At 72.1% G+C, this 14,528-nt stretch carries 14 protein-coding genes and 1 pseudogene; 10 read left to right on the top strand and 5 right to left on the bottom strand.

Annotated elements, in window-relative coordinates:
• Nucleotides 1-44 precede the first annotated feature (44 nt).
• From glnA to ACIPJI_RS04420, 4 genes are all read left to right on the top strand, one after another.
• On the top strand, nt 45-1,454 hold the full coding sequence (gene glnA / locus ACIPJI_RS04435; RefSeq protein ID WP_356619251.1) for a type I glutamate--ammonia ligase: 1,410 nt from the start codon (nt 45-47) through the stop codon (nt 1,452-1,454).
• Between the two features lie 139 nt (nt 1,455-1,593).
• Nucleotides 1,594-2,211 (top strand): class I SAM-dependent methyltransferase, encoded by a 618-nt coding sequence (locus ACIPJI_RS04430; protein WP_402244431.1) that lies wholly within the window; start codon nt 1,594-1,596, stop codon nt 2,209-2,211.
• Nucleotides 2,212-2,288: 77 nt separating this feature from the next.
• Nucleotides 2,289-2,882 (top strand): GNAT family N-acetyltransferase, encoded by a 594-nt coding sequence (locus ACIPJI_RS04425; RefSeq protein WP_402244429.1) that lies wholly within the window; start codon nt 2,289-2,291, stop codon nt 2,880-2,882.
• A gap of 41 nt (nt 2,883-2,923) precedes the next feature.
• Nucleotides 2,924-3,790 carry an MOSC domain-containing protein gene (locus ACIPJI_RS04420; RefSeq protein WP_402244428.1) on the top strand — a complete coding sequence of 289 codons (867 nt, stop codon included), beginning with the start codon at nt 2,924-2,926 and terminating at the stop codon, nt 3,788-3,790.
• A 10-nt stretch (nt 3,791-3,800) separates the two neighbouring features.
• On the opposite strand, the gene ACIPJI_RS04415 is transcribed toward ACIPJI_RS04420, so the two are convergent.
• Entirely contained in the window at nt 3,801-4,067 is a 267-nt protein-coding gene (locus tag ACIPJI_RS04415; RefSeq protein WP_307705995.1) for a hypothetical protein, read from the bottom strand.
• Between the two features lie 122 nt (nt 4,068-4,189).
• Between ACIPJI_RS04415 and ACIPJI_RS04410 the strand changes: the two genes are divergently transcribed.
• The 3 genes from ACIPJI_RS04410 to ACIPJI_RS04400 all read left to right on the top strand — a co-directional run bounded on the left by ACIPJI_RS04410 (nt 4,190) and on the right by ACIPJI_RS04400 (nt 6,341).
• Nucleotides 4,190-4,552: an arsenate reductase family protein gene (locus ACIPJI_RS04410; RefSeq protein WP_402244426.1), complete on the top strand. Its 363-nt coding sequence runs from the start codon at nt 4,190-4,192 to the stop codon at nt 4,550-4,552.
• 193 nt (nt 4,553-4,745) lie between these two features.
• Nucleotides 4,746-5,531 (top strand): hypothetical protein, encoded by a 786-nt coding sequence (locus ACIPJI_RS04405; RefSeq protein ID WP_402244424.1) that lies wholly within the window; start codon nt 4,746-4,748, stop codon nt 5,529-5,531.
• 114 nt (nt 5,532-5,645) lie between these two features.
• On the top strand, nt 5,646-6,341 hold the full coding sequence (locus tag ACIPJI_RS04400) for a hypothetical protein (protein WP_402244422.1): 696 nt from the start codon (nt 5,646-5,648) through the stop codon (nt 6,339-6,341).
• A gap of 196 nt (nt 6,342-6,537) precedes the next feature.
• Here the strand turns inward: ACIPJI_RS04400 and ACIPJI_RS04395 are convergent, their stop codons facing one another.
• Entirely contained in the window at nt 6,538-7,458 is a 921-nt protein-coding gene (locus ACIPJI_RS04395) for a Gfo/Idh/MocA family protein (protein WP_307706000.1), read from the bottom strand.
• Between the two features lie 497 nt (nt 7,459-7,955).
• Between ACIPJI_RS04395 and glnII the strand changes: the two genes are divergently transcribed.
• Together glnII and ACIPJI_RS04385 are read left to right on the top strand one after the other, a co-directional pair.
• Nucleotides 7,956-8,975 carry a glutamine synthetase gene (glnII, locus tag ACIPJI_RS04390; protein ID WP_356619235.1) on the top strand — a complete coding sequence of 340 codons (1,020 nt, stop codon included), beginning with the start codon at nt 7,956-7,958 and terminating at the stop codon, nt 8,973-8,975.
• A 379-nt stretch (nt 8,976-9,354) separates the two neighbouring features.
• Nucleotides 9,355-9,891 carry a winged helix-turn-helix domain-containing protein gene (locus tag ACIPJI_RS04385; RefSeq protein ID WP_356619233.1) on the top strand — a complete coding sequence of 179 codons (537 nt, stop codon included), beginning with the start codon at nt 9,355-9,357 and terminating at the stop codon, nt 9,889-9,891.
• On the opposite strand, the gene ACIPJI_RS04380 is transcribed toward ACIPJI_RS04385, so the two are convergent.
• Together ACIPJI_RS04380 and ACIPJI_RS04375 are read right to left on the bottom strand one after the other, a co-directional pair.
• On the bottom strand, nt 9,888-11,318 hold the full coding sequence (locus ACIPJI_RS04380) for a PepSY-associated TM helix domain-containing protein (RefSeq protein ID WP_402244420.1): 1,431 nt from the start codon (nt 11,316-11,318) through the stop codon (nt 9,888-9,890). The two genes, ACIPJI_RS04385 and ACIPJI_RS04380, sit on opposite strands and share 4 nt — an antisense overlap.
• Before the next feature lie 58 nt (nt 11,319-11,376).
• Nucleotides 11,377-11,961, bottom strand: a complete 585-nt coding sequence (locus ACIPJI_RS04375; RefSeq protein ID WP_402244418.1) for a hypothetical protein — start codon at nt 11,959-11,961, stop codon at nt 11,377-11,379.
• 118 nt (nt 11,962-12,079) lie between these two features.
• Between ACIPJI_RS04375 and ACIPJI_RS04370 the strand changes: the two genes are divergently transcribed.
• Nucleotides 12,080-13,063: an NAD-dependent epimerase/dehydratase family protein gene (locus ACIPJI_RS04370; protein ID WP_402244416.1), complete on the top strand. Its 984-nt coding sequence runs from the start codon at nt 12,080-12,082 to the stop codon at nt 13,061-13,063.
• A 158-nt stretch (nt 13,064-13,221) separates the two neighbouring features.
• Here the strand turns inward: ACIPJI_RS04370 and ACIPJI_RS04365 are convergent.
• Nucleotides 13,222-14,365 (bottom strand): annotated as a pseudogene (locus tag ACIPJI_RS04365) (hypothetical protein).
• Between the last annotated feature and the right edge of the window lie 163 nt (nt 14,366-14,528).

Raw genomic sequence — 14,528 nt, 5'->3', positions numbered from 1 at the left:
GAGCTGCAACCCCGCCCCTCCCGGGTGGGAGTAGGAGGAGTTGGATGTTCCAGAACGCCGATGACGTCAAGAAGTTCATCGCGGACGAGGACGTCAAGTTCATCGATGTCCGGTTCTGCGACCTGCCTGGCGTGATGCAGCACTTCACGATCCCGGCTGCGGCGTTCGACCCGGCCGAGGAGCTCGCCTTCGACGGCTCGTCGATCCGCGGCTTCCAGGCGATCCACGAGTCCGACATGGCGCTGCGTGCCGACCTGTCGACCGCCCGTGTCGACCCCTTCCGCCGCGACAAGACGGTCAACATCAACTTCTTCATCCACGACCCGATCACCGGCGAGCAGTACAGCCGTGACCCGCGGAACGTGGCCAAGAAGGCCGAGGCGTACCTCGCCTCCACCGGCATCGCCGACACCGCGTACTTCGGCCCCGAGGCCGAGTTCTACGTGTTCGACAACGTGCGCTTCCAGACCTCGGCGAACGAGTCCTTCTACCACATCGACTCCGAGGCGGGCGCCTGGAACACCGGCGCCATCGAGAACAACCGTGGTTACAAGGTCCGCTACAAGGGCGGCTACTTCCCGGCCCCGCCGGTCGACCACTTCGCCGACCTGCGCGCGGAGATCTCCCTGGAGCTGGACAAGAACGGCCTCCAGGTCGAGCGCCAGCACCACGAGGTCGGCACCGCCGGCCAGGCCGAGATCAACTACAAGTTCAACACGCTGCTCGCCGCGGCCGACGACCTGATGCTCTTCAAGTACATCGTGAAGAACGTCGCCTGGCGCAACGGCAAGACCGCGACCTTCATGCCCAAGCCGATCTTCGGTGACAACGGCTCCGGCATGCACGTCCACCAGTCGCTGTGGCAGGGTGGCGCCCCGCTGTTCTACGACGAGCAGGGCTACGCGGGCCTGTCCGACACCGCCCGGTACTACATCGGCGGCATCCTCAAGCACGCGCCGTCGCTGCTGGCCTTCACCAACCCGACGGTGAACTCCTACCACCGCCTGGTCCCCGGCTTCGAGGCCCCGGTCAACCTGGTCTACTCGCAGCGCAACCGCTCCGCCGCGATGCGTATCCCGATCACGGGCTCGAACCCGAAGGCCAAGCGCGTCGAGTTCCGCGCCCCGGACCCGTCGTCCAACCCGTACCTGGCCTTCTCCGCGCTGCTGCTCGCGGGCCTCGACGGTGTCAAGAACAAGATCGAGCCGGCCGAGCCGATCGACAAGGACCTCTACGAGCTGGCCCCCGAGGAGCACGCGGGCGTCCCGCAGGTCCCGACCTCCCTCCCGGCCGTGCTGGACGCCCTCGAGGCGGACAACGAGTACCTGCTCGCCGGCGGTGTCTTCACGCCCGACCTGATCGAGACGTGGATCGACTACAAGCGCACGAACGAGATCGCGCCGATCCAGCTGCGTCCGCACCCGCACGAGTTCGAGTTGTACTTCGACATCTAAAGATCCGCTCCACCGGTCGCACCGGTGGGACAGGTCCCGGTTTCAGGGGCCGCCGGCCGCGCTCTTCCCTCACGGGAAGGCGCGGCCGGCGGTCGTTCGCGGCCCGGTGCCGGTTGCGCACGCGTGGCAGGGTCGCGGCATGCCTTTCGATCACAACGACCACTACCACCGCCTGCTGCTGCGCCACGCGCCGCGCGGCGGGGGCGCGGCGCTGGATGTCGGGTGCGGGACGGGGCGGTTCGCCCGCAGGCTCGCCGGGCTCGGCCTGGACGTGGACGCCGTCGATCCGTCCGCCGAGATGATCGCAGAGGCACGTGCGCGGTCGGCCGTCGGCAGGGGCCCGAGTTTCGAGCAGGGCGACATCACGGAGATGGAGCTGCCCCGCGGCCACTACGACTTCATCTCCTGCCTCGCGAGCCTCCACCACATGCCGTTCGCCACCGTGGCCGCGCTGCGTGGCGCGCTCGCGCCCGGAGGCGTGCTGGTGGTCCTCGGCTGTTATCCGGAGAGGACGCCCGCCGACCGGGCATGGAGCCTGGCGGCCGTGCCCGTCAACGCCGTCGCCCGGCTCGCCGTGGGCGTGACGGACCGGTGCCGGGCGGGGAAGCGCGGGCGGTGCGTGACGCGGCCGCCGGTGCGGCAGCCGGACATGGCGCTGGCCGACATCAGGCGTGAGGCGGCGGTGCTGCTGCCCGGGGCGGGTGTACGGCGGCTGCTGTTCTGGCGGTATCTGCTCGTCTTCCGCAACAGCCACTGACGACCGGTCCCACCCGGATTTATGCACTAGTACATAATCTGGTTGCTTCTAGTGCAGGATCGGTCTAGGTTCTTGGCATGACCGCCAAGGCTCCCTCCCCCGTCACCCTCACCGGCCGCCATGTGCGCCTCGAACCGCTCACGGAGGGCCATCTCTCCGATCTCTTCGCCGCTGGCGGGAAGGACGAAGAGGTCTGGCGCTGGCAGGGCGGGCCGGCCCCGCAGAGCGAGGCGGAGCTCGGTGACACCCTTCGCGAGCTGCTGACCGAGGCGGAGCGGGGCAGGTACGTGCCGTTCGCCGTGATCCACCTCGGTTCCGGGCGGGCCGTCGGCTGGACCACGTTCTCGGACGTCGACGTGCGGGACGAACGCCTGGAGATCGGGTGGACCTGGTACGGGCGGGCGTACTGGCGGACCGCCGTGAACACCGAGGCGAAGCTGCTGTTGCTGGGCCATGCCTTCGAGGAACTCGGCATGGGCCGCGTCCAGTTGAAGACCGACCACATGAACCGGCGCTCGCAGGACGCCATCGCGCGCCTCGGGGCGCAGCGGGAGGGTGTGCTGCGGCGGCACCGTCGGCGGCCGGACGGGACGTGGCGCGACAGCGTGTACTTCTCGATGCTGGCCGACGAGTGGCCGGCCGCTAAGGAGCGGCTGGAGGCCCGGCTGTGACGGGCGGGCCACCGGGGCGCACGCGGCTACGATCGGGTGGCATGGGGATCACTGTGCAGTCGCTGACGTACTACCCGGTCAAGGGCTGTGCCGGCACGGCCGTGGAGTCGGCCCGGGTCGGCGCCATGGGGCTGGAGCACGACCGGACGTTCATGGTCGTCGACGCCGTCGACGGGACTTTCCGGAGTCAGCGCAAGACGCCGGCCATGGCCGCGGTCAGGCCGGAGCTCCTCGACGGCGGACGGACGATGCGACTGAGCGCGCACGGGATCGGGAGCGTGGTCGTGGCGGTCGACCCAGAGGGGGAGCCGCGGCCGGTGAGCCTGTTCGACAAGCCGGTCGGGCACTGCCCGGACCAGGGCGAGGACGCCGCCGAGTGGTTCTCCGAGGTGTTCGGCGCCAAGTCGCGGCTGGTGCGGGTGCCCGGCGGGTTCGACCGGGACGGATGGGGCGAGACGCCGGGGAAGGTCGCCTTCGCAGACGCCCATGCCGTGCTCGTCGTGTCCCAGGCGTCCCTGGACGGGCTGAACGCACGGATCGAGGCCGCCGGCGGGGAGCCGGTGCCGATGGACCGCTTCCGCGCCAACATCGTGCTGGACGGGTGCGCGGAGCCCCACGACGAGGACGTCATGCGGCGGTTGGAGGCCGGCGGGGTGCAACTCGCCCACTCCGTGCGGGCGATGCGCTGCTCCGTGCCGCTGGTGGACCAGCGCACCGGCCTGCGGGCCGGCCCCGAACCGGTGCGCACGCTCGCCACGTACCGACGGGAGCCCGCCTACGACAACAAGGTGAGCTTCGGCGCGAAGGCGGCCGTGGTGCGCGAGGGCACGCTGTCGGTCGGGGACCCGGTGCGGGTGGAGCGGTACGGGAACGGGGCGCCGGATCCCCGGCACCCCGCCTCCTCGTGAACCGGCCGGTTCAGCGCCCGTAGCGGATCAGGGCCCTGACCATCCGGCATGTCGTGTCGGACGGGACGTGGACACCGATGCGCTCCGCCGTCGACCGGATCCGCCGGTTGTCGGCGGTCGCCGGGTGGTAGACGCCGGAATCGAGAAGTGCGATCGCGAGGCGCATGGCCTTCAGCCGGCGGTTGTGGGACACGTACCACTCGCGCGGCTGTCCGGCCGGGAGCGGCTTCTTGATGGGCGGGGTCAGGGGCTTCGTCGTGAGTGTGGCTACGGCCATCGGCAACCTCCTGGCGCGGTGGCGGGACCATCCCGAACTACTGTTCATTCTACCGGCGGGCACTGACAATCTCCCCTGGCCAGACGCCATTTGAGGGGCTCCGGAGCGGTACCGTGGAGCCCATGGAGATCTGGATCAACCCCGCCTGTTCCAAGTGCCGCAGCGCCGTGGATCTGCTCGACGCGGAGGGCGCCGAATACACCGTGCGCCGTTACCTCGAGGACGTCCCGAGCGAGGACGAGATCCGCGCCGTCCTCGAGCGTCTGGGTCTGGAGCCCTGGGACATCACGCGCACGGGCGAGGCCGTCGCCAAGGAGCTGGGCATCGCCGACTGGCCCCGGGACGCCGCCTCCCGTGACCGCTGGGTCGCGGCGCTCTCCGAGCACCCGAAGCTCATCCAGCGCCCGATCATCACGGCGGACGACGGGTCCGCGGTGGTGGGACGCTCGGAGGAAGCGGTACGGGAGGCGCTGGGGCGCGGCTGAACGGCATGGCACGACCGGCCATGACGGAGCGGCAGCGCGGAACCTTGGTGGGCCTGGCCCGCAACCCGGCCGCGCCGGGCGACGTGCTGCTGCGGCTGCCGGCCCTGGGAGACGTCCACGGCATCACCGGCGTCGTCGGCGGCTCGGTGAAGTGCTGGAGAGCGGCACTCTCGGCCGGGAGGTGGCCGAACGGATGGCCGCGGAGCGGCCCCACATCACGAAGCTCGCTCTCAATCCCACGCTCCCGTCCGACCTGGTGGCGCGGCTCGCCGTCGACGACGATCCGCGGGTCCGCCTCGCCGTGTCGGCCCGTCCCGGTCTGACCGAGGAGGAGCGGGCGGCGATCGGCTGCACGGTCGATCCCGACGAGCGGCTCGACACCCTGCGCTGGGTGTGGGACGCCCGCGACGACCCCGAAGTCCTGCGCCGGTGCGCGACCTCCGCGCACACCTGGCTGCGGCGGAGCGCCGCCGTGTGCCGGGGTCTGCCCGCCGACATGGTCGAACTGCTGGCGCGGGACGAGGACTTCGCGGTCCGGCTGCTGCTCGCCGAGTACCATCCGGCGGCTCCGCCGGAGCTGCTGCTGGACCTTTACCTGCACGGGAGCCACCGGGCGGTGGCGATGCTTGCCGCCAAGCCGCAGTTCCCGGGTGCCGGTCTCGCGGCGCGTCTCGCGGACGCCGACGACCCGAACGCCCGGGCCCTCGTGGTCCGCGACCCGGACGCGACACCGGCGCAGATCGACCGGCTCAGCCGCGATCCGGTCGACCGGGTACGCGGGGAGGCGGCACAGGATCCGCGGTTGCCCCTGGGGCGCGTGCACGCGCTGCCGGCCGACCCGGAGGCGGCCCGCGGACGTGGGAGGGCGCGGCTGCGCACCCGGGGCTGCCCGTACAGGAGATGCGCTCCCTGCTCGACGCGGCAGGCGCGTGAGGGTGCGGTGCCGCACCGTGCGGCCGGCGAACTGCCGTTGCCTTAAGGAAAGTTAAGGAAGAGCCGGGCGGGGCCGGTGAGCAGCCCGCCACGGCTACTCGTACGTAAGGGCACAAGGAACCATCCGGCCGCCCCCGCGGCCGGGGACAGGAGCCCTTACGTGTCACGCAAGAAGACCCTCAGCGGCAAGAAGAAGCTCGCCCTCCTCGTCGGCGCGGCGGCCATGGCCGGCGGCACTGCGATTGTCATGACCGGGACGAGCCAGGCGTCCGTGGCCTGCGACGGTCTGGCCCAGGCGGTCCGCAACAACGAGAACTTCATCGCCGGACAACGGGCCAATCCCGACGCCCAGTCGGAGGCACGGATCGCCAACCGCGAGGCGGTGATCGCGCAGATCAGGGTCCAGCAGGAGGCCGCAGGCTGCGACGCCGGAGAGGGCGGCGGCCAGGCGGCGGCTCCTCCTGCTCAGCAGCCGCCGGCCGAGGCACCGCCCGTCGAGGAGGGCGGGGGCGAGGACCAAGGCGCAGGCGAGGGCCAGGACGCCGGTCAGGACCAGGACGCCGGCCAGGGTGACCAGGCGGGCGAGGAGGCCGGCGGCGGCGCCGCGGGCGAGGTCGTCTGTGCCGGCTCCACCGTGACGCTCTCCGGCGAGGGCGGCGCGCCCGCCGCCTCCAGCAGCGAGTTCCCCGTCGGGACGCAGCTCAAGGTGACCAACCTGGACAACGACAAGTCCACGACCGTCGAGGTCACTTCCGTCTCCGGCAGCTGCGCGCTGCTGAACAACGCCGCCTTCGAGCAGGTGCGCGAGGCGGGCAAGTTCCTCATCCGCAACGCGCGCATCGAGCGCGTCGGCTGACCCGTACCGGTCGCGCCGGATCCGAGGACGTAGCCGTAGCGGCTCCCCCTTCCACTGTCCCAGGGGGAGCCGTGGCCGCCGGGCCGCACACCCGGCGGCGCCACGGCGCCGTTCGTACCGCGCGGCCGTAGCGCCGCCGTAGCCGCAGGCCCCGGTAACGCCCCCGCCGGCCCTGCGGCTGCGGCCTTCCTGCCCCCTACGGCGCCGTCCCGGCCAGCAGTTCCTCCGCCTCCGCGAGGATCTCCGTGAGCCGCACGCCGAAGCGGATGTCGCAGTCGTGCGGCTGCCCGGTCCGCGCGGACTCGAGCAGCGCGTCGACCGCCCTGCGGAACGAGTCGACCGGATCGCCCCAGCCCTCGGGAAGCTCCGCCCTCCCCCGCTCTCCCAGCAGGACGAGGCTCGTACCCGCCGCCTTGCCCGGCGCGCTCAGGCCGAGGGTGACCGTGCTGGAGGCCCCGGAGGCGTGCCGCAGCGCCAAGTGGACGGTGTCGGCCGGGCCACGGGCCGCCGACAGCGTTGTCACATCGCCGAGCACCGGGATCAGCGCCGAGAGGGCGTGCGGGCCGACGTCCCACAGGCCGCCCTTCTCACGCCGCCAGGGCGAGGCCGCGAACGGGCTGTCGGAGCCGTCCGAGTACAGCGAACCGAGCCACTGGGCGTGTGCCGTGAACCACCCGTCCGCGGCGGCCTGTTCGGCCACCCAGGGCGCCGTGTCGGCAGCGAACCGCAGCGTGCAGAAGACCACGGACGCCACCTGGGCGTCCTGCGCGGCACGGGCGGCCGCGCGCGCCGCGGCCACGTTGGTCGCGACCGGCTTGTCCAGCAGCAGGTGGCGGCCCGCCGCGGCCGCCCTGGCGGCGAGCGGGGCCTGGACGTCCGGCGGCACGGCGAACGCGACGGCGTCGCTGACCGCGATCAGGGCCTCGATCCCCTCGTCGCCGGTGAACGCCGCCGTGCCATGGGCATCGGCCAGCGCCGCGGCCGCCTCCGGCCGCCTCCCCCACACGCCGCTGAACACGACATCCGGATGCCCGGCCAGCGCCGGTGCCTGCGTCATCCCCGCCCACGGCCCGGCGCCGAGGAGGCCGATACGCAGCGGCTGTGTCTGCTTCGTCATGCGCACCAGTGTGCACGGTCACAGAGCCGCCGGTCCGCCCGGTCCGGCGTGCGCGAGCCCGTGGACACCCCTGTATACGACGTGCCGCCGCCGGCCCGTTCCCCGCGGCCGGACACCCGTCCCGCCTCGTACCGCCCGGTTCGTCGGCGGCCGGGACGATCACCGACCGGCGGAGATGTGTCGCGTGTCTCAGATGCTTCCCCGAAACGTTGCCCAGCACGAACCCGGCGACGTCTCCCCTGACGCGTCCAGGAAACGCCCCCGCCCCTGCGAAGGCACTCCTGACCAGCGACAACGCGTCCGTCCGTGCGCGTCGGCGGCCCCGGTCCGGGTCGCCGCCGACCCTGCTCCGGCCTCGGCGGGAGGCACCCCTCCCCGACCGGTTCCGGCCGTCCTACCCGCTGCGTAACGTGGGGTTCACAAACGGGCAACGGCCGGGAAATCGCGAATTGCCAAGCTGCGCGGCATACCGCTGCACCCGCAAAGGATGAGGCCCCGTGACCTTCAAGGCTGAGTACATCTGGATCGACGGCACCGAGCCGACCGCCAAGCTTCGCTCGAAGACGAAGATCCTCAACGATGGCGCTGAGCTGCCCGTCTGGGGCTTCGACGGGTCCAGCACCAACCAGGCCAAGGGCCACGCCTCCGACCGCGTGCTCAAGCCGGTCTTCACCTGCCCGGACCCGATCCGCGGCGGCGACGACGTCCTGGTGCTGTGCGAGGTCCTCAACACGGACATGACCCCGCACGAGTCCAACACCCGCGCCGCGCTGGCCGAGGTCTACGAGCGGTTCGCCGCTCAGGAGCCGATCTTCGGCATCGAGCAGGAGTACACCTTCTTCGACGGTGAGCGTCCCCTCGGCTTCCCGGCCGGCGGCTTCCCCGCCCCGCAGGGCGGCTACTACTGCGGTGTCGGCGCCGACGAGATCTTCGGCCGTGACGTCGTCGAGGCGCACCTCGAGAACTGCCTCAAGGCGGGTCTCGGCATCTCCGGCATCAACGCCGAGGTCATGCCCGGCCAGTGGGAGTTCCAGGTCGGCCCGCTCGCCCCGCTCGAGGTCGCCGACCAGCTGTGGGTGGCCCGTTGGCTGCTCTACCGCACCGCCGAGGACTTCAAGGTCTCCGCGACGCTGGACCCCAAGCCGGTGAAGGGCGACTGGAACGGCGCGGGCGCGCACACCAACTTCTCGACCAAGGCGATGCGCGAGGGTTACGACGCCATCATCACCGCGTGCGAGTCGCTGGGCGAGGGCTCCAAGCCCCTCGACCACGTCAAGAACTACGGCGCCGGCATCGACGACCGTCTCACCGGTCTGCACGAGACCGCCCCGTGGAACGAGTACAGCTACGGCGTCTCCGACCGTGGCGCCTCCGTCCGTATCCCGTGGCAGGTCGAGCAGGACGGCAAGGGCTACATCGAGGACCGCCGCCCGAACGCCAACGTCGACCCGTACGTGGTGACCCGCCTCCTGGTGGACACCTGCTGCGCGGCGCTGGAGAAGGCCGGCCAGGTCTGAGCGCAGAAAGCTCCGTGAAAGGGGCCCCGCCGATTTTGGCGGGGCCCCTTTCCGCGTACCTGGGCGGGCCGAGGCAGGCGGGCAGCACGGGCACCTGGGGTCAACGCCCGCGCGGGGAACGCGTACCAACGTGTGAGAGGGACCTGCTGCGGACGCCTCGCGTCTGCTTGAATGGGGTCATGGCCAGCATCCACCGGAGCATCGCGACAGGTCGCACCGACCTCGAGCCGTTCTGGCCTTCCCGGCAGCATCACGACTTCGACCGGGTGTGTTGCCGCGCGTGAGCGCGCAGGCCCTCTGAAGCCGTCATCCCGGTTCTCGGCCGGCGCGCACGACGTACGTACGTCCGTCTCCCTCCGCGCGAAAGAGCTGACCTCCCATGGCGAACACCCGTTCCTTCTCCCCCGTCGCCCGGCCCGCCCAGCGTCCCTCCGACCGGCACCGGTTGCGTGCCGTCGACCCTGACGAGGTGGTCGACGTCGCCGACTTCCTTCCGCCGGGCGCCACGTGGCTGCCCGCCCCGCCGCACACCCTGCCCGACCTGCCGGGACGGCCCCCGATGGTCGGCTACCTGGTGCTCGTACCGGCCGACGGGCAGCCGCGTCCCACCGCCGCCCCGCAGAACCCGACGGACGGCGGGCCGGTGCTGATCGACCCGGTCCGGCGCACCGCCCAGGTGGACGGGCGGGCACTGGACCTGACGTACCTCGAGTTCGAGCTGCTGGCGCATCTGGTGGCGCATCCGCAGCGGGTGCACACCCGTGACCAGTTGGTCACCACGGTGTGGGGCTACGGGCACGTGGGCGACGGCCGCACCGTCGACGTCCATGTGGCGCGGCTGCGGCGCAAGCTGGGCGCCGAACACCGCCGCACGATCCAGACCGTGCGGCGGGTCGGCTACAAGTACGCCCCCTAGTCGCCGGTGCGCGCCCGGTTCCTCGCGGCGGCGCCCAGCGCGATGTCGACGGCCAGGAACACCAACAGGCTGACGCCGAGCATCGGCACGAACCAGCCGGCCGCGGCCGTCACCGCGGCGAGCGGCAGCAGCACGGTCACCGGCAGCTTCCGCCACGCGCCGCGCGGCGCCGGCCGCCCCGCGCTCAGCGCGCGTTCCTTCGTGGGCCGGCGCAGCCACCACATGCGGTAGCCCCACACGATGAGCAGGATCAGGGCGCCCATCAGGGCGGCCAGGACGAGCTGGTTGGCCAGGCCGAAGAGCACGCCCATGTGGCCGTCGATGCCGAAGCGGGTCAGTTTGGCCAGCAACGGGTAGTCGTCGAAGCGCAGTTCGTCGATGACACGCCCGTCGGCCGGGTCGATCGCCACGGAGTCGAGATGGACCGGGTACTGGGTGTCGGTCTCCTTGACGACATAGCCCGTGCCGTCGGCCGGCAGGGTCACGGCGACCCTGCCGTCGACGCCGGCCTCGCGGGCGGCGGCCACGGCGTCGTCGATGCCGACGTCCGCGCCCTGGTGCTGTGTTCCGTGTCCGGTGCCGCCGTGGCCCTCGTGGCCGTCCCCGCCGGCCGCCCCGGCTTCGCCGATCGCGGCGGAGACGGTGGGTGTGGCGCCGCCCAGCCGGTCCTGCAACGCGCCGATGTTCTCGCCCGCGTAACGGGACCAGGTGAGGCCGGTGGCCGACAGCAGGACGAGTCCGGTCACGGCCCACAGCCCGACGGAGCCGTGCCAGGACAATGTCCTGCGGCGCCCCTTGGCGCCCCGCTCGGGCAGGATCAGGGCCCGCTTCGTACGGCGCCGGCGGCCCAGCCAGAGCAGCAGCCCGCCGAGGGCGACGACCCAGAGCCAGCTCGCGGCGAGCTCGCTGTAGTTGCGGCCGAGGTCACCGAGATGCAGGTCCCGGTGGAGTTCGTCGAGCCACGCCCGGAGCGGGAGCGCCCCGGAACTGCCGTATGAGGGGAGCTCGCCCCGTATCTCGGCGGTGTACGGGTCGACGAAGACGGCGAGGGACCTGCCCTCCGCGACTCCCGGTGCGTCCATCAGCACCCGGGTGGTCGCACCCTCCTCGTACGAGGGCCACACGGCGGTGACGGTGGCGTCGGGACGGGCCTCGCGGGCCGCGTCGAGCTGGGCGCCGAGCGGCAGGTACGGGCCCGACACGGGAGCGGTGAGCTCGTCGCGGTAGACGAACTTCTCCGCCTGGAAGGACAGGGAGTACAGCAGGCCGCTGACAGCGGCGACGAGGAGCAGCGGGGCGATCAGCAGCCCCGCGTAGAAGTGAAGCCGGAGCACAAGCGGTCGCAGCGCGCCCCAGGTGGAGGTGGATTCGGCCCGGCCGGTGCCGGCCTGAGGTGCTGCGCCCTGGTCGGGGGCGTCAACAGACATGGCGGTCCTAAGGATTCGGTGTCGACATGGGGAAGCGGCCCCCAGGTCGGACAGCGGCTCAGGGGGCCGTGGCGCGGGGTACGGCCGGCGTCGGCGGGCCGCGGCGGACGACGGTGTGCGCCAGGACGACACCGTGGTGTCGGGCGCGGACGACCGGGCGAACCACCGGACGCGGTGGTTCCGGAAGCCGTACGACACCGAGGAGCAGTCGCAGCGGGGTGAAGGCGAAGGCGAGCGCGGCGTTCGCGAGCCGGAAGAACGCGGCCTCACCATGGGCGAGCCAGAGCGCACAGCCGGCGGCCGCGACGAGGTGCACGGCGAGCATGCCCGCCCCGTCGGCGAGGCCCATGGCCGCCTCCGCCTGGTGCCCGTGGTGGTGCTCGACGGGCCGTCCGGCGTCCGAGAAGATCAGGTGCAGGGCCCCCTGCACGGCGAGCAGACCGGCGCCGATGGCGCGGGTCCCGCGGCGGCGCCCGGCCGCGAACCATCCCGCGGCGGCGGTCACACCCAGTGCGACCAGCAGCGCGGACGGCGGGATGTCATGCGCGGACAGGGACGAATGCCCCATAGCGGCCAGAATGACAGCCACCGCCGCGAAGAGCGCGGCCCGCAGGGCGCGCATCGGCGACCGGGTGTCCGTCATCGTCCGACATGCTGCCACCACGGCGGCGGGTCCGGGAGAGTGACCGCGGGTACGAACAAGTTCTTCCCGAAGCAGAACCACTTTCCCGCGCGGGTCCCCCCGAGGCACAGTCGTGATCATGAGGCTTCTGATTCTGGGTGGTACGGAGTTCGCCGGGCGTGCGGTCACGGAGGCGGCGCTGGCCCGCGGATGGGACGTCACCGTCTTCCACCGCGGCAGGCATCCGGCGCCGAAGGGCGCGGCCGTGCTCCTCGGCGACCGGCTCGACGACCTCGACGCGCTCGCCGGTGGCGAATGGGACGCCGTCGTCGACACCTGGTCGGGCGCACCGGCCGCGGTCCGCCGCACGGCCCGGCTGCTCGCGGGACGTGTGGGGCGCTACGTCTACATCTCCAGCTGCTCGGTGTACGTCTGGCCCCAGCCGGCCGGGTACGACGAGACGGCGCCCCTGGTGGACAGCTCCCCCGACGCCGTCGACGTGCCGTACGCCGAGGCCAAACGGGGCGGCGAACTGGCGGTCCTCGACGCCTTCGGCGACGAACGCTCCCTGCTGGTGCGCTCCGGACTGATCCTCGGGCCGTGGGAGAACATCGGCCGGCTCCCCTGGTGGCTCGGCCGCATCGCACGCGGCGGCGACGTGCTCGCGCCGGGGCCGCGGGAGACCCCGCTGCAGTACATCGACGTCCGCGACCTCGCCGAATGGACCCTCGACGCGGCGGCCGCCGGACTTTCCGGACCGTACAACCTGGTGAGCGAACCGGGCCACACGACGATGGGCGAACTCCTCGACACCTGCGTCACGGTGACGGGGTCGACGGCACGCCTGCGGTGGACCGACGCGGAGACGATCCTCGCGGCGGGCGTCGAGCCGTGGACGGACCTGCCGGTCTGGATCCCGCCGACACAGGAGGCGTACGGGGCGCTGCACGGCGTGGACGTGGGCCGCGCGACGGCGGCGGGCCTGCGGTGCCGGCCGGTCGCGGACACGGTCCGCGACACGTGGACGTGGCTCACGTCCCTGGGCGGCACGGCGCCGCACCGTGCGGACCGTCCGCGGGTGGGGTTGGCGCCGGAGGTCGAGCAGCGCCTGCTCGCGGACTGACCGTTGGGGGCCTTGCCCCTGGACGGCCCGTGGGGCGGGCCGTCCCCCGGCGGGCGCCGCCTACCGCACACGCCTGGTCACGTGATCCGCCGGACAGTGCCTGGACGTGACCAGGGCTGACCACCGGAGCAGCCCCGGTCGGGACGTGTCCGCCACCGTCAGGGGGCGATTCCCACACCGTCGATCCGGCTCCACGCCTGCTCCTGAGCGGCGGTCATGACGGGCCAGTGGAGTCCGCCTGGTCGGGGCAGGACCCGCGAGGCGTACGGCGAGGGGTGGAATCCGGGGTCGTAGAAGCAACCGCTGCCGTAGGTTTTGTCGAAGGCGCCGCAGGAGGCCGCGATCGAGCGCGGGGTCGGCTTGCGGCCGGAGCGCACCCATGTGTCCAGCGCGTGGATCGAGTTGGCGTACTCGGAGTCGCTCAGCGCGCTGTGCTCGGTCTCCTTCGTGAACGTCTGGACCAGGTTTCCGTCGCTGCCGGCGCCCCGCAACGTGGCGCGGTAGGCCGCCTCGTGCTCCACGAAGGCCGTCGGATCATCGATCGCGTGCAGGGTGAGGACCGGGAGGACACGATGTCTCGGAACGTGAAGGTGGCGAATCGCAGGTGGGATTCGAGTGAGCGCTCCGGGATGCGGGTGACGGCGAGGATGTCGTCGAGGTTGCGCTGCTGCGACGCGGTCCGGTCCGCAGGGTCGGACGCGTACCCGGTGCATTCCTGCAGGCGGGCTCGGAGCCCGGTGGCGGTCATGGTGGAGTACGGGCGCAGCCCCTGCCACAGCGGATACCGGGGCTCGGTCGGGCGGGGGTGGTTGTCGCAGTCGTACTGGTAGACCACCCGCAGGTCCACGCGGTAGTCGTAGCCGCGCGACCCGCCGCCGAGGACACCGTTGGTGAGCAGCACTCCGTCGTAGGCGCCGAGCTGCCTGCCGTAGGTCTCCGCGACTTCGGCGGCGACGTTGCCGCCCCAGGACCGGCCGTGGAGGTAGGTCCGCTCCGGCCGGCCGAACCGGTCGGCGAACAGGCGGCGTACGTTCTCGGTGTCGGCGGCTGCCATCCGGGCTCCGTAGCCACCGCGGCGGTAGGACGAGCCCGGCCCACGCGTATCCCTCGTCGACCATGACCGCCCAGCGCTCGAGGTCATCGGTGCTGCGGGACGGGTCGGACGGGTCGCCGAGGTCGGGGCCGCCGTGGGCGTGCACGACGAGGGATCCGTTCCAGCGTGTCGGCACGGCCATCATGTAGTGGGCCCCGTTGGTGTCCTGGCCGGTACAACAAGGCCAAAGCCGCGAGCACGACCGCCAGCGCTGCCGGACGACGTCGGGGGGGAAATGCGGGCGCCGGAGGGCTGGGCCTCGGGGGTGTCGTCAGGTACACCCCCCACCCGGTGCCCTCCACCAGTGCGGAAGCACGTTCGTGGCCGACACACTGTTGATCGACAGGGGACAGACGGACGAACACACGCCCA

The sequence above is a fragment of the Streptomyces sp. NPDC086835 genome (genome assembly GCF_044745705.1).
Taxonomy (GTDB): Bacteria; Actinomycetota; Actinomycetes; order Streptomycetales; family Streptomycetaceae; genus Streptomyces.
The sequence above is the reverse complement of the archived record's forward strand: the minus strand, read 5'-3'. Positions and strand labels throughout refer to the sequence as shown.